The sequence below is a fragment of the Adlercreutzia sp. CNCM I-6216 genome (assembly GCF_977113345.1).
Window position 1 is genome coordinate 63,137 of the sequence record NZ_CDSBIE010000004.1, and the last position, 18,885, is coordinate 82,021.

Genomic DNA, 18,885 nt, shown 5'->3' on the forward strand with positions numbered 1-18,885 from the left:
ATGACGGGAGGCCTTCTCTTTGTGCTTGGGGGAGAGGCGAGTAAATGCCACTTCGGTGCCGAAATGGTCGATTGACGCTGGGGCTCTCTGCCATTACGGGCCTGAAGTGGCAGAAAAATGCCAGTTGAGGGTAGCTATGGCAGAGAGGCGAAAATTGATCGTGCCATTTCGATGAGGAAGTGGCATTTACTTCCGAAAAGCGAAAATCGACAAGAGGGGGATCGTTCGGAGGTGCTTGTGGTAAACGTGGGCTAGCTCAGTTTTCCGCCGAGAATCTTGGCGGCGCCGGCCTTGTCGAAGTTGCCGCCGGTGCGGCGGGTGAGCTCGCCCATGACGCGGCCCATGTCCTTCTTCGTGGAGGCGCCGGTGTCGGCGAGCACCACCTCGATGAGCGCCGCCAGCTCGTCGCCTTCCACCTGGCGGGGCAGGTACTCTTCCAGAATGGCCACCTGCTCGGTAAGGGTATCGGTGCGCTCCTGGTTGTTGTCGGCCTTGATGGAGCCGTCGAGCGTCTCCTTCGTCTGCTTGATGACGCGCTTGAGCATGGCGTCCACGTCGGCCTCGGTCACCTCGCGGCGCTCGTTCACTTCGATGCCCTTAAGCTCGGTGTGCACCTGGCGCAGAATGTCGCGGCGATGGTTGTCGCGCGCCTTCATGGCCGCCTTGATCTCGTCCTGCAGCTGCTGGTATTCCATGAGCGTCCTTTCTCGGAAAATGATCGCCTCCATTATAGCGCGCCCTGCCGCTTCGATGGCCTTCTCTGCCCCTCTCAACTGGGGGCGTCATTCCGGTCGAGGAGGGCTGACCGAGGTCAGCCCCTACGGGACAAAGCGATAGGGGATACGGTGGAAGGGGGCCGCGGGAGGAGTTTATCCCTGCTGCAGGCTGCCCTTGACGATGCCGCGGGCGGCCAGGTAGGTTACGAGCATGTAGCCGCCGTAGATGACGAGCGTGAGTGCCGCGGCCATGGCGATGGGGCCGGCCGAGGACACGCCGATAGCGTCCAGCATGGAATCGGACAAGACGCCGATAGCGCAGGCCGAGTGGCACACCGCCAACCCCAGCGGCACGAGGAAGTACACGAGCACCTGGAACAGCAGCGAGCGGTTGATCATGGCCCGGTCGCAACCGAGCTTCCACAGGGTGCGGTAGCGCGGTGCCGAGTCGGAGGTTTGGGAAAGCTGCTGGATGGCCAGGATGGCGGCGGTGGACACGAGGAAGATGAAGCCGATGTAGAGCGCCAGGTAGGTGATCATGAGGCGCAGGCCAGCCGATTGGGTGAGCATTTCGTTGGCCGTGAGAATGCGCGTGACCGGCCACAAAAGGCTCGCGTAGGGGTCGTCGGCGCCGCTCGTGCCCTTCTCGAACCCGCCCAGGTCGCGGGGCTGCAGAGCCGCCACGATGTCGGCCAGGGCCGCGTCGTTCTCGCTGGCGGTCTTGCCGTTGTCGGCGTACATTACGTTCAGGTACTGCAGGTCGGGAATGCAGCCGGCCGCCTTCAGGGCCTCCACCGCCTCATCGGGGGCGACGACGACCATGGCCGTGGCCGCCATGACGTTGTCCTCCAGCTGCGTGTCGTACAGAGGAACAGCCAGCGCGTACTCCTTGCCGGCGATGGTCACGGTAGGGGCGGCCTCCAGCACGGCGCGGGCCAAGGGCTCCACGATTTCCATGTTGTTCGCCAGCGCGCAGGTGCCCGCCTCGAGGGTCACAGGCTCTTGGCCCTGCAGCGCGCGGGCGCCGTTGAAGTCGGACAGCGACACAACGGTGAGGTGCGTCGCGCGCACGGAGCCCAGATCGTCTAGGCGCAGCGCCTCTGGATCGGCGCCAGTGGCCTCGGCGGCCGCAACGAGCGGGTCGTAGGTCATGTCCGGTGCCGCGTAGGTGCTCACCTGGGCCCACGCGCCCACGGTCTCGGCCCAAAGCTCCGGCGCCGCATCTTGCAGAGCAGCGGCCATGTCCCAGTTGTAGGACTCGGCCTGGGCCAGGTGGTCGGGGGCCTCGGCCTCCATCTCGGCGCGGCGCTCAAGCGGATCACCCGATGACGAGGCCGTAGATCCGCCGGGCCCGTACCATACGGCCGCGTCCAGGCTGGCGGAATAGGGGTTCGCCCGTTCCGCGCCGCCGACGAACACCTCCACAAGCCCCATGCCCGAGGAGAACACCGTGATGGAGAAGAACAGCAGCACGCACACGGCCCACAGCGACAGAAACGCCGTGTTCACCTTGCTGGCGATCTGGCGTACGGTGAACAGGTTCAGCTTGCGCAGGTACACGCCGCGCATCCGCGTGAGCACGGCGATGGCGAAGCCGGCGAGCGACCAGAAGAACAGAAGCGACCCTACGAGCATGCCGATGGTGGCTCGCAGAAATTCCGGCTGATCCAGCATCACCAGGCCGTTTTCGATGAGCTGCTCGTAGGCGTAAGCGAGGATGGCGATGGCCGCGACAAACCCCACGAGACACACCCACGGGTTGCGCACGCCGGCGCGCTCGTTCTTCTCGCCGGCGCGGATGAGGTCGATGAGCTTGCAGCGGCTCACGGTGATGGTGTTGAACAGCGCCACCACCACGTAGATGGCGGCGAAGCAGGCCAGGGTCACGAGGAAGGCGTCGGAGGAGAACACGAACTGGTAGTTGCTCATGGTGGTGCCGAACAGCGCCGCCGTGAAGAACGACAGGCCCTGGGAGAGCAGAATGCCGCAGATGAGGCCCACGGCCAGGGAGAGCAGCCCCACGAGCACCGTCTCGTACAGCACGATGCGCGACACATGCCCCGGCGTCATGCCCAGCACGAGGTAGGTGCCAAACTCCCGCTTACGCCGGCGGATGAGGAACTGGTTCGCGTACAGAATGAGGAAGCCCAGCACACAGGCCACCACCACCGAGAACATGCCCAGGATGTAGGTGGTGGAATCGAACACGCTTTGGGAAGCCGAGGTTTCCATATCGAAGAGGATCTTTTGGCTGCCGATGGAGTTGAAGGCGTAGAACACCGCCACGCCGAACAGAAGCGTGATGAAGTAGATGGCGTAGTCGCGCACCGACCGGCGAATGTTGCGCAGGGCGAGCTTAAGATACATGGCCGGCCTCCCCACCCAGGAAGGACACCACTTCCATGATGCGGGCGAAGAAAGCGTCGCGGCTCTCGTTGCCCCGGCGCAGCTCGTTGAACACGGCGCCGTCCTTGATGAACAGCACGCGGCCCGTGTAGCTGGCGGCGAAGGCGTCGTGGGTGACCATCATGATGGTAGCGCCCATCTGGGTGTTCATCATCTCCATGATTTCCAGCATCACGGTGGCGGCGCGGGAATCCAGGGCTCCTGTGGGCTCGTCGGCCAGGATGAGCTTCGGGTCGGTGACCATGGCCCGGGCTGCGGCGATGCGCTGCTTCTGGCCGCCGGACATCTGATAGGGGTACTTCTGCAGCACGCCATCGACGCCGAGGCGGGCGGCCATGGCGTTCACCTTGTCGGGGATGGTGCGGGCAGGAGCACCCTTGATGGTGAGGGCGAGCGAGATGTTCTCGAAGCCGGTGAGCGTGTCCAGCAGGTTGGAGTCTTGGAAGATGAAGCCGAGGTCGTCGCGGCGGAACTTCGCCAGCTGCCGGCGCGACATGCCGGTGATGTCGCGGCCGCCTACGATGATGTGGCCGCTCGTGACCGAGTCGATGGTGGAGACGCAGTTCAGAAGCGTGGTCTTGCCCGACCCAGAGGGGCCCATGATGCCGACGAACTCGCCGGCGGCCACATCGAAGCTCACGCCGGCAAGGGCATGGGTGATCGAGTCGCGGCTGCCGAAGACCTTCTCGATGGAGCGGACCGAGAGGATGGGGGAGCCTGCGTTGACGGGGTGGCCGGCTTGGGGGGCGCGGAAGGGGTCGGCCGCACGGTGGGCGCCATGGGCGGTGTGGGCTCCTCTTCCGCTGGCGGCGCTGGCTGCGGAGGCGGCGCCGGCCACGTAGTTCTCGCGCGAGAAAGCGGCGGCGATGCCGTCGAGGGTCGTCGTGCCGTCGCCATCGAGGGGCACAGGCGTGCCAGGATCGGTCGGACGCGGGCCGAAGGCCGAGGGGGTGGGTTCGGTGTACACTTCAGCCATTAGTAGCTCCTCTCGGTTTTGGGCAGCTGGTGGGAGATGAAGGCTCCCACGGCCCCGATGATAGCAAGCGTCAGGATGATTTTCCCTGCAGTGTTCACGACAGTCCTTTCTCTCGGATGTGCGGCTCGCGTTCCGTCTGTCCGGAGGCGGCTCGATGGATCGTCCCATCCCTCCGGAGACGGCTACGCGGCATTCCGATTCGCTCAGACAGTCCTCGCTGGTATCGAAGGCGTTGGGATTGCCTGTTCCCTTTCATGTTCTGCCTTCGATACCATCTGCGGAACTCGCTCGGTCGGAACGCCGCGTATCCGTCTCCTGCATGCTGGAGGTTAGCACCCTGCATGGCCGGAGGTTGTCTCCGTCTTTTGCGTTCGCGAGCCTGAATTCATCCTAAGGAAGGTACGGTTTTGGCTCCATCGATCGGGCTTACGGTTGACTTACGAATGTGTTAGGTTCTACGCGCCGAAGAGTTCTTTGCGGGTGCGGTCGTGGGGGAAGGTGAGGATGACGCGGGTGCCCGTGCCCTCTTCGCTGGCGAGGCCTACGTGCAGTCCCATGGAAGCGCACAAGCTCGCTACCAAGTAAAGGCCCATGCCCGTGGCCGAACCGTGGGCGCGGCCGACCTGGCCGGTGAAGCCGCGCTCGAACACGCGGGGCACGTCGGCGGCGGGGATGCCGCAGCCGTTGTCGCGCACCTCAAGCACCGTGCGGCCTCGGGGGGTGCCGGGCTCCTTCTCGCGGACGGTGAAGGCAAGGGTGGTGGCGCCGTACTTCGCCGCGTTGGTGACCACCTGTCCCAAGATGAACACGAGCCAGGGCTCGTCGGCCAGCACCGTCAGGGCATCGGGAATGTCAAAGGCGGGGGTGCAGCCTTTCTCGATGAGGAAGCGGCTGTGGCGCTTGCAGGCTTCCCGCGCCGCATCGGCCAAATTCACTTCGCGGATGGCGTAGTCGCGCTCGACCGAGGTGGATCGCGCGTAATAGAGGGCCTGGTCCACCTGGGCCTCGATGCGTTCCAGCTCGCGGGCCACTTTGGCCGACTCGGGCCCGGGGTGGTTGGCGAGCATGAGCTTGATGGCGGCGATGGGCGTCTTTATCTCGTGAATCCACAGCTCCACATAGCGGCGATAGGCGGCCGCGTCGTCGCGCAGGGCCGCTGTCTCCTCGGCGGAAAGCTGGGAGAGGCGACGGGCCACATCGTAAGCGATCTCGCCTTCCAGAAAAGGCGGCTCGGCGATGAGGGAGGGAAGCACGCAGGCTTGGCGCAGCTGCTCGGTAAGGTGGTGCAATTCGTGATAGAAGGCGGCTTTGCGGCGGTAGTCCAGAAAGCCGGCGCCCAGCGCGATGAGCGTAAGAATGTCGGCGACGAGCAGAACCCCCGACGAGTTCACGCCGAGCGCAGGCAGAATGAGCACGGTGCTGGCGAGGGCGAGCAAAAAAGCCGCGAGACCGATGACGTTGTCGCGCACATAGGAAGCGGGCGTGAAGGCGGCGATGGGCGCATTGGCGGTGTGCGCGTTGACGCGTTCTCCTGCAGCGCTCGCGTCGCGGCCCCCTTCCGCAGCATGCGACGCGCAAGAGATCTCGCAGTCCTCGCGTGCCACTGTGTTGTGCCCGCTCATACCGTGTACCCCACACCGCGGCGGGTAGCGAGGAAGTCCTCCGGAACGCCTAGGGAACCGAGGGTTTTGCGCAAGCGGTTCACATTCACGGTTAGCGTGTTGTCGTCGATGAAGGCGTCGGATTCCCACAGGGCACACATGATCTCGCTGCGGGGCACCACCACGCCGGGGTTACGCATGAGCGTCTGTAGGATGCGCAGCTCGTTGCGCGTGAGTTCGGCGGTGCGTCCTTGGAATTCCACGGTGCCGGCGCCCATGTTCAACGTCACGCCTTTGTGGAGGATCGTCATACCGGCAGCAGGGCTCGCGCTGCGCCGTAGCAACGCCTGCAGATGCGCGAGCAGCACGGCGGGCCGATAGGGCTTGGTCACGTAATCGTCGGCCCCCAGGTTCATGGCCATGACCTCGTCGAACTCGCTTTCCGAAGAGGTGAGCATGAGGATGGGCACCGAGCTTTTGCCCCGGATGTCGCGGCAGATGGAATGCCCGTCGGCGCCGGGCAGCTTCAGATCGAGCACGATGCAGTCGGGCTCGGCAGCGAGGGCGCGTGCCGCGGTGTCGCCCCAGGTGCCCTCGTAAGCCGCCACGGCGTAGCCGGAAAGCTCCAGCACGTGGGCCAGCTCCGTGCGCAGGGCGGTATCGTCTTCGATGAGATAAATGCGCTGGGCCATGGCTGCCTCTCTTTCGGCGGTGTTCGCAGGTGCCGTTCGCGCAGGGCGTGGCGCTCGGGCATAAGGCCCAGGCGCGAGGTTCGGACGTGGGGCTCGCGCGCAAGGCTCGGGCGCGGTAGCGTGGGCGCGAGGTTCGTGCGCTCAAGCGCGACGGCAAGCATCGCAGCCCATTGTAAGCCTGCGCGCCGTTCCCGCCCCCAGCAACTTCCAACCTTACGCAACCGTAAGTTGGTTACCAGCTTCCTCGGAAGGCGTGCTCGACTGCTCGATAGTAAGCGAATGGGCAGAATTTGCCTGAGATCTTGAGTTATAAGCGTCTGCAGAAGAAAAATGTGGATGAAATTAACGAGTAATGTATAAAGAAGGGGTGAAAATGTGTGCTCAGGCGCTTATAACTGGCGATCTCGTGCAATTCAGGGCTGGTTCGCCGACGACGACGCTTCTTCGCAGCATTGCGACTTCGTTGCGGTCGGCGCAGGGAACGGATCGGGACATTCCCGCGTCATTTCCGCGGTCGTGCTCTGGCAGAATGCCGTCATCGACCGAATCGAGACGGGAGGTTCGCCATGGGAGAGCGGAAGCTCAAGTTCCAGGATCGCTGGATGTTCAACCGCGTGCTATGCGAGGAGGAGGTGTGCCGCAAGGTGCTGCGCGCCGCGCTGGGGATAGAGGCGGGGGAGATCGCCTACCTGAACGCCGAGCAGTGCTTCGAGCCGCTCGCCGCCGGACGAGGCGTGCGCCTGGACGTGTTCGCCCGGGGCGACGGGCGGGTCTACGACATCGAGATGCAGGTCGCCAGGGAGCGAGACCTGGGGCGCCGCATGCGCTACTACCAGGCCGCCATGGACGTGGGGGAGTTGGGGTCGGGCGAGGACTTCGGCGCGCTGCCCGAGAGCTACGTGCTGTTCTTCTGCCGCCACGACGCCTACGGCAAGGGCGAGCCCGCGTACGTGATCGAGCGCAGGTGTGGGGCCCATCCCGACCTTGCTGTGGGCGACGCCTCCCCGTGGGTAGTGCTGAACGCCTCGGCGTGGGAGGCCTCCGCCGACCCCGGGCTGCGGGATGTGCTACGATACCTCCGGACCGGGGAGGCCGAAGGGCCCTTGTCGTCGGAGATCGACGCCCTGGTCGGCGTGTTCAACGAGGACAGGGAGTGGGTGGACCGCGTGCTTACCTACGAGCAGGAGACCGAGATGCGCTGCCGAAAGGCGCGGGAGGAAGGTCGGGAGGAAGGTCGGGAGGAAGGCGAGGCCCGTCTCGCCGTGCTCGTGGGCGCTCTGCTGGCCGACGGCCGTTCCGAAGACGTGGCCGCTGCGGTGGAGGACAAGGTGCGTCGCGAGGAGCTCTACGCCGAGCTCGGAATATGAGGCCAACGCGCCTATACCGTGCGCATTACGCCTGAAGGCGATGCGCTGGCCGAGAAGCGCTGCGCCGCGCAGTCCGAGGTAGCCGATCGCATCCTGTCGACCCTGACGCCCGAGGAGGTCGAGTCGTTGAACGTTCTCACGGAGAAGATCATCCACCAGTGCAAGGACATGGGCGTCCGCGGTGAGCGCAAGCATGGTCGCCATCATCGTCATGGCAAGGGCCGCAGCTGCCGCAAGTAGCGTTCGGCACCCTTCTGGTACCTTCTCGATAATGGCCTCCCAGGGGGACATTATTTTTCTCAAAGATTATTCTTGACATAGAATAAAGCATCGTTATAATAGATTTCGACAGAGCGGGAGATGCGAAGTCTCCTCCTCTCTCCTCTTCTCTCGTCCGCATGCGCCTCTCCCCCTCGGGCGCCAAGGACACTCATTTGCGAGCCCGGGATCCCCCCTTCCCGGGCTCGCAGCATGTCAGGGGCCGGCTGCTTCGGAGGGAAGCCGGCCTCTCGGCTCTCTGCCGCTCTCCATCGAGGCGCACCGGCGCGTTGGCGCATGCGCTTTTCTTCCTTAAGAATCCCTGAGGTTTCGTTGCGAAGGCGAAAAGTGGGGTAGTATGGTCGAGAAAACGTGGCGGCCTTTGCGGGGCCGCCTGCACGTGGCGACTTCCAGAGGCACCAGAACGGGGAGTCGCCTGGATAGGGAAGGATTCGGCTATGCGAGAAATGCCCGCCAATCAGTTGAACCCGCGCATTAAGAGCGTTTGGCGCATCAACGATGCCATTTGGATCGTTGTCTCATTCCTGTGCTGCTTTCTGCCCTTCGCTATCATAGCGTTGGTGGCGCCAGAAGAAGCGTGGGCCGGGGTGGTGGCTCTTATTGTCGCTATCTTGTTCGTGGCGCTGCTTGTGCTGTGCGTGGTGGTGCTGCCGCCCATTCGCTATGCTCGTTGGCGCTACGAGCTTACGCCGGATTACCTGGACATCGCTCGCGGCATCTTCTGGCGCAAGCGCTTCGTCATTCCGTTCATCCGCGTGCAGAACACCGACACGCGCCAAGGGCCCATCCTGCGCGCCTTCGGGCTGTCCAGCGTCACCGTGGCAACTGCCGCCGGCGAGCACGAGATTCCCGGCCTCGGCATCGAAGAGGCCGACGTGCTGCGCGATCGTGCCGCCGAGCTGGCGCGTCTGGCCCGAGAGGACGTATAAATGAGCGCGCCGAACGTGCCCCCGCAGGTGCCCGCGCCCGCGCCGATGCCCCCTGCGGCGGCTGCCCCATCGACTGAGCTGCCGCGCCACCATGTGCACCACAGCTATATCTGGCTCGAAAGCGTGCGCACGATCTTCATCATTGCCGTATGCGTTGTGGTGGCGAACTTCTCCACCATCATTGGGCTCGTTGCCGAAGAGGGCATGGGCGCCGAGGCCGGGTTCATCATGGCGGTGGCTGGCATCGGCACGCTGGTGGTCATCCTCATTACGTTTGGCATCGTCGCCGGGCTGCGCGTCGTTGGCTACAATCACCTGTACTTCACCGTCGGCCCCGACGAGTTCACGCTGTGCTCCGGCATCTTCAACAAGAAGCAGGTGCACGTGCCCTACCAGCGGGTCCAGTCCGTGGACCAGCGGGCGACGCTCCTTCAGCGACTGTTCGGCGTGTGCACGGTTTCCATCGATACGGCCGGCGGCGCGGCGAACAAGGCCGTCGTGGTGTCCTACGTCACCAAGGCCCAGGCCGAGTGGCTGCGCGCCGAGCTCTACAACCGCAAGAATGCTCTGGCCGCTCAGGCTGCCGTTGCGTCGGGCATGGCGGGTGCAGCGAGTACGGCCGCGACGGGCATGGCGGGTGCGGGCGCCCCGGTTCCGCAGTCGGCGGAGGCCGGCATTGCGGCTATGTCCCAGGGGGCGGCGGCCTTTGCCGGCAACGTGCCGAGCCCGGCCGTCGCGGGCAACGTGCTCGATGTGGGCGTTGAGGCATGGAACCAAGTGGGCGGTGTGTTCGCCGGCCCTGCTCAGGACACCGGCCGCGTTACTTACGAGTACGGTCTCACTAACAAGGAGCTGTTCTTCGCGGGTCTTTCCAACACCACATCGGTGGGGCTCATCTTCGCCGGTCTGGTTGTCGGCGTGCTGCAAATCGTCGGTTTCATCTTCGACGTGATGGGGGATGCAGCCGATGGTGCTGTGGAAAGTGCCCTAGTTTTTGCCGGCTCCCAGGCTTCGGCCTACCTGATCGGGGCCGTTTCGGTGGGGATCATCGTGCTGGTGCTCGTGCTGTGGGTGTTTTCGGCGTTGGGTTCCTGCATCGGCTACGGCGGCTTCAAGGCGCGCCGTCGCAACAACCGTATCGAGGTGGAACACGGCTTGCTGCAGCACACCTTCCAAGGCATCGACATCGACCGCGTGCAGTCCGTGGTCGTGAAGCAGAGCTTTATCCGCCGTCTGCTCGGCTACTGCGAGCTGTCTCTCGGCAAGATTGACGCCGCCACGGGCGAGGATAGCGGCAATAAGCAGAACACTCTGGCCAATCAGGGGATCATCATCCACCCCTTCGTGAAGATGAACCGTGTGCCGGAAATCCTCGCCGGGCTCGTGCCGGAGTTCTCCGACCTTCCCCAGGAGGCGAAGCCCGTCGCGAAGGTGGCGCTGCGCCGAGCCGTGCTGCGCCAGGGCATCTGGTTCGGCGGCGGCTTCTGGCTGGCCGTGGTAGTCACCGTGTGCCTAGTGGTTTTCGGTTGGGTGAATGGAGAAGTTGCGACTGGCGGCATCGAGCTCGATTCCAAGGATCTGTTCCTTCTGAGCATTGGGTGGAACGTGATCGTGGTGGGTGGCTATGCGCTGGCGGCCGTCCTCTTCATCGTGGATATAGTGAACGCCGTGCTGTGGGCCCGCGAGTCCAGCTTCGCCTACAACCACCGCTTCATGCAGGTGAGCAACGGCGGCCTTTCTCGAGAAACAGTGAGTTTCCCGCGCCAGAAAATCCAGTTCGGCTGCACAAAGAGCAACCCGTTGCAGCGCCGTGCGGGCACCGACACGCTGCTCGCCACGACGGCGGCCGGTTCCGGCGGCACCACGACGACGCTCATCGACGCCTCCCACGCCGACGCCATGGCGTGGCTCGACTGGCTGAAGCCCGGCGGCAACCAGTAATCCCGGAAAATATGGTAAAGTACCGCCCATGAGTAAAACAGACGACACTGCAAATTCGAAGCCGGCCTTCCTCGATTTCCTGCGCCCCAAACGCGAAAGCGTTACCGAGGACGAGATCAAGGACATGGTGGCCGAGAATATCGAGCTTCTCGAAGACGAGAAGCGCATGATCAACGACATCCTCGATTTGGCCGACATGACGGTGCGCGAAATCATGAAGCCGCGCGTCGACATGATCATGGCTGAGGACACCGAACCGGCCCGCGCGGCGCTCGACCGCATGCGCGGCACGGGCTATTCCCGCCTGCCGGTCTATCACGAGGAAGTGGACGAGGTCATAGGCCTCGTGTCCTACAAAGACCTCATCGGCCCTCTGCTGGACGGCCGCATCGAAGACCCGGTAGCTGAGTTCATGTACGAGCCGCTTTACGTGCCCGAGACGAAAAACGTGCTGAAGCTTTTGTCGGAGCTGCAAGAGGCCCGCATGCAGATGGCCATCGTCGTGGACGAATACGGTGGCACCGACGGCCTCATTACCATGGAGGACATCATCGAGGAGATCGTCGGCGAGATTGCCGACGAGACCGACAACGATCGCGACCTCATTGTGCTTGTCGAACCGAACCAGTGGCGCGTCGACGGTCGCTTTCCCGTGGAGGATGCCGTGGAACTCGGCTGGCCCGTGGAAGAATCCGACGACTACGAGACACTTGCGGGCTGGATCATCCACGAGCTGGACTCCGTGCCCCGGGTGGGCGACGAGCTGCTGGTCGACGGCTACGCCTTCAAGGTGGTGAAGATGCGCCGCTCGCGCATTTCCATCGTGCAGGTGAAGAAGTTGCCATCGGTAAGTTGTGAAGAGTCGGTAACGACTGCCTGACAGCGCTCAGGGTCGCACCCGCGAGACCTGCGGGAACCCAGAAAGTGCGTTTTGTCAAGCGAACAAAGCGTGGATGTCGGCTACCGCCTCGGCACGGTTTCAGCCAACTAGGGTAAAATATCCGCGACATAAAACAGCATAGCGTTCTTTACTGCAGCAATCCCACACCCTAATCCAGCACGCTGCGCCGCTTGAGCGGTTTAGTTTCGTGCTGTCGAGAAAGGGAATGAGTGGTCACAAGGCGCAAACAGAGTCATCGCAAAACCGTCGTGCTGGCGATGGTTGCGCTCTGCGTGCTGCCGATGCTGGCCGTGGGCTTCCTTGATGCTGGTTGGGCGTCCGCCGGTTCTCACGACATGGGGGCGACCACCTTCGGTCTCGCTCGTCAGTCCGCCGAGAACCCCAACGCTTCCGATGTTTCCCCCGACACCGTGCAAGACAAGTCCGACGCGGACGTTCTCGCCGTGGAAGACGTCGCCGAGGAAGCAGCGCTGAAGACCGCCTCGTCCCGCGATGTGAGCGCCGGCGTGCAGGAAATCGCCGACGAGGAAGAGGCCGCGCGTCTGGCCGCCGAGGAAGCCGCTCGCGTCGCCGAGCAGGAGGCCATCGATCGGGCCGACGCCACGCGCTCCCGCTACTACGCTACCTTCGGTAGCCTGCCGGCCGGCGATGTGGATTTCTCCATCGGTCGCGAGGCGTTCATCGAAGAATGGTCCGCGCGCATCAACGATTACCTGTTCGGCAGCCCTCTGTCTGGCTACGGCGAGACCTTCGCCGAGGCGGCCTGGGAAGCGGGCATCGACCCGCGCTGGTCTCCGGCCATTTCCAACACCGAGTCCACCAAGGGCCGCGTTTGCTTCAAGTCCCACAACGCTTGGGGCTGGGATCAGACCAACTGGCCCGATTGGGACACGGCCATCCGCTCCCACGTGGCCGGTCTGGCTCGGGGCTATGGTTTCACCATCAGCTACTCCTACGCCATGCGCTACTGCCCCCCGAACTACGACAACTGGTATCGGGATACGCTGAATCAGATGCAATTAATCTAAATTAGTGAGAAAATGCCGCAAGGCATTTTCTTTTGTAGGAGGACGAGCAACCTATGAGCAACGTGATTGTGGTCGGGTGCGGGCGCGTGGGGTCGCAGCTGGCCAATATGCTCTCGGACAACGGCAACAACGTCTGCTGCATCGATAAGAACGCCGACGCCTTCGCGAACCTCGGCCGCAACTTCAACGGCAGCACGGTGCAGGGCGTGGGGTTCGACGAGGACGTGCTCATCCGTGCTGGCGTGGAAGAGTGCGATGTGCTGGCCGCCGTCACCCAGCTGGACAACACGAACCTCATGTGCGCGGAGGTGGCCAACCATCTGTTCGGCGTGCCCCATGTCATCTCGCGCCTGTACAATCCCGACCACGAGCGCGCCTATATGCAGCTGGGCATCGACTACGTCTGTGGCACGTCGCTGGTGGCTGAAGATGTGTTCTCGAAGATTGTGTCAGGCCACGGCTCCCACATCGACACGTTCGGTGAATTCGAGGTACTCCGGTTCACGCTGGATCTTTCCAGCCGCGACAACGCCAAAACGATCCGCGTCTCGGAACTCGAGCGCGATCACGAGGTGCGCATTATCGCCTTCGAACGTGCCGACGGCTCCGCGTCCTCCATCCCGACGCCCGATTCGCTGCTGTACGCCGGCGACTCCATTCTCGCCTGCGTGCGCCACGACGTCATCGCGCAATTCTCGCGCTACATTCTGGATTAGGTGATACCCATGTACATCGTTATCGCTGGCGGCGGCAAAATCGGGTCGTATCTGGCTGGCATCATGTTGAAGAGCGGCAACGAGGTGGCGGTCATCGAGCAAAGGCTCGCCACGGCCGATCGCCTCTCCGTGCAGCTGACAGGCCCGTACCTCGTCATTCACGGCGACGGCTGCGACTCGCGCTACCAGGAGGACGCGGGCATCCGCCAGGCCGATGTGTTCGTGGCCACCACGGGCCAGGACGATTCGAATCTCGTATCCTGCGAAATCGCCCAGCGCGTGTTCCGCGTGCCCCGCTGCATCGCTCGCGTGAACAATCCGAAAAACGAGCGCATCTTCCGCGAGGTGGGCATCGAATGCGTGTCCTCTACGACGCTCATTGCGAACCTCATCGAGGAGGAAGCGCTTTTGGGCTCGGTATCCGTCGTGTCGTCGCTGACTCACGGCAACGTGGCCTTAGCCGAGGTGATGGTGCCGCGCATGCGCCACTTCTCCAACGAGGACGGCGTGCTCATCAACGAGGTGCTGCTGCCGGACAACGCCATCATCGCGGCCGTGGCTAGCGGAGGGGATGTGGAAGTGGCCAACGACGAGACGGTGCTGCATCCGGGAGATAAGGCCATCGTAGTGGCGGATGAGGACGTGCTGGACGACGTGCGGCTGGCGTTTCGGGGGCTCTAGTGGTTGTGGAAAGGGCCGGTTGCATGTCGCTTGGGGCGGAATCAGGGGGTACCTTGATTCGCGGTCGCACGTCGCCGGGGGAGGAGCTACGGGGTATTCCAATTCGCTCAGACAGTCCTCGCTCGGCGGAACAGCCCACTGGACTGTTCCGTTCGCTGCGGAACTCGCTCGGTTGGAACACCCCGTATCTCCTCTGTGCCGTCGTTCTGTTGATACTTTGCCTCCTGCCCTTCTGCGTGCCCGGAAAAGCCTTGGCGGCGGATTATCGGTGCTCGGAGGTGGATTTGCTGGCGTCGGTGGAGACTGACGGGTCGGTGCACATGACCGATCAGCGCATCTTCGATCTCACGGAGGGGGAAAGCGCGCCGGAGCGGTTGAAGTGGCTCTACGATGGGTTCATCGAAGGGGCTGAGGTTACTATCGAACGGGTGCGCATGGCGCCGGTGGATGGCGATGGTGCGCTTGCCGGGGAGTGGACGGAGCTTCCCGAGACGACGTTCCTTTTGCCCTGGCGCGGCGGCGGAGGGCCCGAGCACGACGCGTGGGCCTACGACAAGTTCCAGCATACGCTCTACGCTTTCGTGGATGCCATGCCCGAGCGCGTCATGTTCGAGGTGGTCTACCGCGTGGAAGACGCCATCGAGGCCTTTGACGACGCGGCCGACTTCCAATGGCTTTATGTTCCCCAGGACTACGATGTGGCTTTGGCCGATGTTCGGGCAGAAGTGGTGCTGCCTGTAGCGGCCGACGACTCCGTGAAGGTCATGGAAAATGTTTATGCGTGGGGTCACGGCCCTGCCGATGGCGAGGTGGATATTCGCTCCGACGGTACGGTGATCTTCACAGATCCTGCGGTCGAGCCCACGATGTACGCCAAAGCGCGGGTGATGTTCCCCGTCGAGTGGCTGACGAACCTGAGCGAGGAGGCGCGCCTGGCGAATCAGGGCACCCTGCAGTACTACTGGACGAGCCGTTACGAGGAAACGTGGGTCGATACGGATACGTCTCAGGAGGTTATTCGTCTTGGGCTGGCTTTGGGGCTGCTGGGCTTGTCTGCGGCGTTGCTGCTGGCGGCGCTCATCGTTTGGTGGCGCTGGGGCCGAGAGCGGCCGCCGGCGTTTCGCGACGATTATTGGATGAACCCGCCTGCCGACGCCATGGCGCCAGCCGTGCTCGGTCGTCTGTGGCGCTGGAACCACGAGAGCCCCGACGACATAGTAGCTACGGTGCTCGATATGGTGCATCGCGGTGTTCTTGAAGTGCGAGACGATGAGCTGGTCATACCTGCTGCGGGAGAGGAGTCGGCGAAGAGGATCGAGGGTGAGTCGTCTGTCGCCCTTGCTGCGCCTCGGGCTGCTGATGCCAATGCGCCCGATGCGCCCGACGCAGCCGTCGCGGCTGACGCGGCTGACGCGGCTGACGCGGCTGACGCGGCCAACGCAGAGCAGGCCGCTCTCGATGCGGCCACGCTGCGGCTGCTGCGCATGGTCGCCACGGGCGGTCGGACGCTCAGCCGCGCCAAGCTTTCCGTTTTGGCTCACGAACATCCGCGCGATCTTTTGGAGGCCAGTGCTGCTTGGCAGCGCCGCCTCACCGCTTTGGTTGAGCCCTACGGCTTCTTCGATACAGCCTCCCGTCGCGCTCAGCATATCGTTTTGGGGGCAGCGATTTTCCTGGCGGTTGTCGCGGTAGCGGCCATCATTTGGGTCAGCTGGCGTGCTGGCGTGCTCGCCCTGGCCACGGCGGCGGCCATGGGGGTGCTCGGCAACTACACCATGCGGCGCTCCCCCGAGGGCAACGACATCGCCGCCCATGCCAAGGCCCTGCGCAACTGGATGCGCGATGGCGGCTGGTCGTTCGAGGGCGACAAGCTCGCACCCGACGAGCGCGCGGCGCTCATTCCGTACGCTTATCTGTTCGGTGCGCTTAAATCCCTCGGGTTCGGTGCTTCCGCTGACGCGGGGGACGCCGATGCCGGAGATGCCGCTACGGCGGTTCGGGAGAAGGCCCCGATGGCTGCCCCCGCTGCCCCTGCCGCTGCCCCTGCCGCCCCTGTCGATGAAGCGGCGTTCCTCGCCGCCCTGGCTCCAGTGTTTTCCCAATCCTTAGACGAAGCGTTACGTGCCGCCCATAAGCGCGCTGAAGTATCATAGGGGCGAAGCTGCCCATCCATTTCGGCGACCATAGCCCGGCCGTCGTCACCTTCTACGAGAAAGGTCTTGATATGAAAGAGAAGTCCTTCGAACCCGGTCGCGACAACATCGTGCTCATCGGCATGCCCGGTGTGGGCAAGTCGACCTTGGGCATCGTGCTGGCGAAGATTCTCTGCATGGATTTCGTCGACGCCGATCTGCTCATTCAGCAGTCCTGCGACAAATCGCTCCAGCGTCTCATCGACACTCTGGGTCCCGATGCCTTCCTCGAGATTGAAAACCAGGTGCTTTCCGAAATGTCCTTCGAGCATTCCGTCATCGCCACCGGCGGCTCGGCCATCTACAGCGAGCCGGCCATGAACCACCTGTCCGAGATCGGCCGCGTGGTGTATCTGAAGATCAGCTTCGACGAGCTGAAGTGCCGTCTGGCCGACTTCTCCGAGCGCGGCGTGGTCATGCGCGACGGCATCGGCATGAGCCTGCGCGACCTCTACGACGAGCGCCTGCCGCTCTACGAGAAGTACGCCGACATCACTGTGGATGTGAACGATCTGTCCATCACCGCCGCCGCCCGCAAGGTCGCCGCCGCCCTGAAGTAGCGGCTCGGTTTCGCATCGACGGGAAACTGGCGGAAAACAGCGCCACTTTTTCGCGGGGCGTTCAAAATACCCTGATAATATCGCCTAACTTTAGCCCGCTGTAGGGTAGAATACGGGCATGTCTTGCGCCGGCGAGGGTCGGCGCGTATATCCGAGGCCGTTTTTCTGCGACGAATCCCTGGTTCGGGCGTGCTTATCGCGCTCTATTGGATTCGACCGCAGAAAGGCGAGCCCGTTTGGAAGGCGATCCAGGTTGCAGGGCCTGGCGCGCTTTCGGAAAGGAAGCATCTATGGCCGATTTGAACGAGATGCTCGTCGCTTGGACTGGTGAGATCGACTCCTTTATGTACACCTACATTTTGGTGATCTTGCTGGTATTCGTGGGCGTCTACTACACCATCCGCACCAAGGCGGTGCAAATTCGCTACATCAAGGACATGTTCACTCAGCTGACGGAGAAAAAGCATGTCCAGGGCGAGAAATCCATCTCGTCCTTCCAGGCCCTCATGGTGTCCACCGCCTCGCGCGTGGGCACGGGCAACATCGCCGGCATCGCCACGGCCGTGGCCACGGGCGGTCCGGGCGCCATCTTCTGGATGTGGCTCATGGCGCTTATCGGCGCTGCTTCGGCTTTCATCGAGTCCACGCTCGCGCAGATCTACAAGATTCGCGGCAAGGAAGGCGAGTTCCGCGGCGGTCCGGCTTACTACATTCAGCAGGGCCTGGGCCAGCGCTGGCTCGGCATCATCTTCGCCTGGGCGCTCATCCTGTGCTTCGCCTTCGGCTTCAACGGCCTGCAGGCGTTCAACATGACTTCGGCGCTCGAGTACTACATCCCCGACTACGCCACCAACGGCACGGCGGTCGGCGTGGGCATCGTGCTCATCGTGTTCACCGCTTTCGTCATTTTCGGCGGCGCGAAGCGCATCTCCATCATCACCTCCATCATCGTGCCCATCATGGCCATCGCCTACATTCTCATTGCGCTGTGGACCACGATCGCCAACATCGGCGAGCTGCCGGCCGTGTTTGGCACCATCTTCCAGTCGGCTTTCAACTTCCAGTCCATCGCGGGCGGCTTTGCCGGCTCGGTGGTTATGCTCGGCATCAAGCGCGGTCTGTTCTCCAATGAGGCCGGCATGGGCTCGGCCCCGAACGCCGCCGCCACCGCCAGCGTGTCGCATCCGGTGAAGCAGGGCCTCGTGCAGAGCCTGTCCGTGTACATCGATACGCTGCTCATCTGCACCTGCTCCGCTATGATGGTCATGGTGTTCTGGGTGCAGGATCCCGAGGCCGCCATGGCGCTCAACGGCATGCCGCTCGTGCAGATGGCCGTGAACAACGCCGTTGGCGAGGTGGGCATCCACTTCATCACCTTCGCGATCTTCGCCTTCGCGTTCTCCAGCCTCATCGGCAACTACTTCTATGCCGAGACGAACTTCCGCTACATCTTCAAGAATACCAAATGGGGCATGCTCATCTTCCGCGTGCTGTGTCTGGCCGCCATCTTCTACGGCTGCGTGAACAGCTTCGATCTGGCGTGGAATTTGGCCGATATCTTCATGGGCTTCATGGCCATCATCAACCTTGTGGCCATTCTGCTGCTCGGCAAGTGGGCCTTGGCCGCGCTGGATGACTACACTCGTCAGCGCAAGGAGGGCAAGGATCCGGTGTTCATTGCTGCCAGCGTGCCCGGCATGCCCGCCTGCGAGTGCTGGACCACCGCGGATCTGCCGAACTTCGGAGACAATCCTGTGGAGGAGTACATCGAGGAAGCCGCATCGCTCGACTCGGAGGGCTTGAGGTAAGAACCTGGGTATCCCCCCCCGCAGGGCGGCGCATCGCCTTGGGTCAGAAAGGGTTTCCGAAAGAGCGGCGGCTCGCAAGGGTCGCCGCTTTT

General features: G+C 63.3%; 16 protein-coding genes. 11 read left to right on the top strand and 5 right to left on the bottom strand.

The genetic code is table 11. From position 1 onward, the window contains the following. Window positions 1-251: 251 nt before the first annotated feature. The 5 genes from ACYVRU_RS05005 to ACYVRU_RS05025 form a co-directional block, all read right to left on the bottom strand. Window positions 252-695 (bottom strand): GatB/YqeY domain-containing protein, encoded by a 444-nt coding sequence (locus tag ACYVRU_RS05005; RefSeq protein ID WP_278571937.1) that lies wholly within the window; start codon window positions 693-695, stop codon window positions 252-254. Between the two features lie 174 nt (window positions 696-869). Beyond that, window positions 870-3,083: an ABC transporter permease gene (locus tag ACYVRU_RS05010; RefSeq protein ID WP_461185781.1), complete on the bottom strand. Its 2,214-nt coding sequence runs from the start codon at window positions 3,081-3,083 to the stop codon at window positions 870-872. Beyond that, window positions 3,073-3,831: an ABC transporter ATP-binding protein gene (locus tag ACYVRU_RS05015; protein ID WP_302404227.1), complete on the bottom strand. Its 759-nt coding sequence runs from the start codon at window positions 3,829-3,831 to the stop codon at window positions 3,073-3,075. The genes ACYVRU_RS05010 and ACYVRU_RS05015 overlap by 11 nt, the downstream gene beginning before the upstream one ends. 722 nt (window positions 3,832-4,553) lie before the next feature. Further along, window positions 4,554-5,720: a sensor histidine kinase gene (locus ACYVRU_RS05020; protein ID WP_223901203.1), complete on the bottom strand. Its 1,167-nt coding sequence runs from the start codon at window positions 5,718-5,720 to the stop codon at window positions 4,554-4,556. Further along, complete coding sequence (locus tag ACYVRU_RS05025; protein WP_114548246.1) at window positions 5,717-6,391, bottom strand: response regulator transcription factor; 675 nt, start codon at window positions 6,389-6,391, stop codon at window positions 5,717-5,719. Before ACYVRU_RS05025 ends, ACYVRU_RS05020 begins: the two co-directional genes overlap by 4 nt. A gap of 566 nt (window positions 6,392-6,957) precedes the next feature. Here ACYVRU_RS05025 and ACYVRU_RS05030 point away from each other — a divergent pair. The 11 genes from ACYVRU_RS05030 (at window position 6,958) to ACYVRU_RS05080 (ending at window position 18,793) form a co-directional block, all read left to right on the top strand. Beyond that, complete coding sequence (locus tag ACYVRU_RS05030) at window positions 6,958-7,758, top strand: Rpn family recombination-promoting nuclease/putative transposase (protein ID WP_278571934.1); 801 nt, start codon at window positions 6,958-6,960, stop codon at window positions 7,756-7,758. Between the two features lie 18 nt (window positions 7,759-7,776). Then, window positions 7,777-7,998: a hypothetical protein gene (locus ACYVRU_RS05035; protein WP_114548244.1), complete on the top strand. Its 222-nt coding sequence runs from the start codon at window positions 7,777-7,779 to the stop codon at window positions 7,996-7,998. A gap of 476 nt (window positions 7,999-8,474) precedes the next feature. After that, window positions 8,475-8,966 (top strand): PH domain-containing protein, encoded by a 492-nt coding sequence (locus ACYVRU_RS05040; protein ID WP_022738317.1) that lies wholly within the window; start codon window positions 8,475-8,477, stop codon window positions 8,964-8,966. Next, entirely contained in the window at window positions 8,967-10,907 is a 1,941-nt protein-coding gene (locus ACYVRU_RS05045) for a PH domain-containing protein (protein ID WP_223901199.1), read from the top strand. 28 nt (window positions 10,908-10,935) lie between these two features. Continuing rightward, window positions 10,936-11,787, top strand: coding sequence for a hemolysin family protein (locus ACYVRU_RS05050; RefSeq protein WP_022738324.1), 852 nt, complete (start codon window positions 10,936-10,938; stop codon window positions 11,785-11,787). A 230-nt stretch (window positions 11,788-12,017) separates the two neighbouring features. Further along, on the top strand, window positions 12,018-12,836 hold the full coding sequence (locus tag ACYVRU_RS05055) for a CMP-2-keto-3-deoxyoctulosonic acid synthetase (protein WP_302797344.1): 819 nt from the start codon (window positions 12,018-12,020) through the stop codon (window positions 12,834-12,836). A gap of 53 nt (window positions 12,837-12,889) precedes the next feature. Further along, complete coding sequence (locus tag ACYVRU_RS05060) at window positions 12,890-13,552, top strand: potassium channel family protein (protein ID WP_114538628.1); 663 nt, start codon at window positions 12,890-12,892, stop codon at window positions 13,550-13,552. 9 nt (window positions 13,553-13,561) lie between these two features. Then, entirely contained in the window at window positions 13,562-14,233 is a 672-nt protein-coding gene (locus ACYVRU_RS05065; RefSeq protein WP_157012168.1) for a potassium channel family protein, read from the top strand. 251 nt (window positions 14,234-14,484) lie between these two features. Then, window positions 14,485-16,386, top strand: coding sequence for a DUF2207 family protein (locus tag ACYVRU_RS05070; RefSeq protein ID WP_452039352.1), 1,902 nt, complete (start codon window positions 14,485-14,487; stop codon window positions 16,384-16,386). A 71-nt stretch (window positions 16,387-16,457) separates the two neighbouring features. Continuing rightward, window positions 16,458-16,985: a shikimate kinase gene (locus ACYVRU_RS05075; RefSeq protein ID WP_278571916.1), complete on the top strand. Its 528-nt coding sequence runs from the start codon at window positions 16,458-16,460 to the stop codon at window positions 16,983-16,985. A 290-nt stretch (window positions 16,986-17,275) separates the two neighbouring features. Beyond that, on the top strand, window positions 17,276-18,793 hold the full coding sequence (locus tag ACYVRU_RS05080) for an alanine/glycine:cation symporter family protein (protein WP_223901197.1): 1,518 nt from the start codon (window positions 17,276-17,278) through the stop codon (window positions 18,791-18,793). The last annotated feature ends 92 nt before the right edge of the window (window positions 18,794-18,885 follow it).

Bases quoted from the DNA above. Each gene is read 5' to 3' on its own strand.
- ACYVRU_RS05065 (WP_157012168.1), top strand. From the start codon at position 13,562: ATGTACATCGTTATCGCTGGCGGCGGCAAAATCGGGTCGTATCTGGCT.
- ACYVRU_RS05045 (WP_223901199.1), top strand. From the start codon at position 8,967: ATGAGCGCGCCGAACGTGCCCCCGCAGGTGCCCGCGCCCGCGCCGATG.
- ACYVRU_RS05060 (WP_114538628.1), top strand. From the start codon at position 12,890: ATGAGCAACGTGATTGTGGTCGGGTGCGGGCGCGTGGGGTCGCAGCTG.
- ACYVRU_RS05010 (WP_461185781.1), bottom strand. From the start codon at position 3,083: ATGTATCTTAAGCTCGCCCTGCGCAACATTCGCCGGTCGGTGCGCGAC.
- ACYVRU_RS05050 (WP_022738324.1), top strand. From the start codon at position 10,936: ATGAGTAAAACAGACGACACTGCAAATTCGAAGCCGGCCTTCCTCGAT.
- ACYVRU_RS05040 (WP_022738317.1), top strand. From the start codon at position 8,475: ATGCGAGAAATGCCCGCCAATCAGTTGAACCCGCGCATTAAGAGCGTT.
- ACYVRU_RS05075 (WP_278571916.1), top strand. From the start codon at position 16,458: ATGAAAGAGAAGTCCTTCGAACCCGGTCGCGACAACATCGTGCTCATC.
- ACYVRU_RS05030 (WP_278571934.1), top strand. From the start codon at position 6,958: ATGGGAGAGCGGAAGCTCAAGTTCCAGGATCGCTGGATGTTCAACCGC.
- ACYVRU_RS05080 (WP_223901197.1), top strand. From the start codon at position 17,276: ATGGCCGATTTGAACGAGATGCTCGTCGCTTGGACTGGTGAGATCGAC.
- ACYVRU_RS05025 (WP_114548246.1), bottom strand. From the start codon at position 6,391: ATGGCCCAGCGCATTTATCTCATCGAAGACGATACCGCCCTGCGCACG.
- ACYVRU_RS05005 (WP_278571937.1), bottom strand. From the start codon at position 695: ATGGAATACCAGCAGCTGCAGGACGAGATCAAGGCGGCCATGAAGGCG.
- ACYVRU_RS05020 (WP_223901203.1), bottom strand. From the start codon at position 5,720: ATGAGCGGGCACAACACAGTGGCACGCGAGGACTGCGAGATCTCTTGC.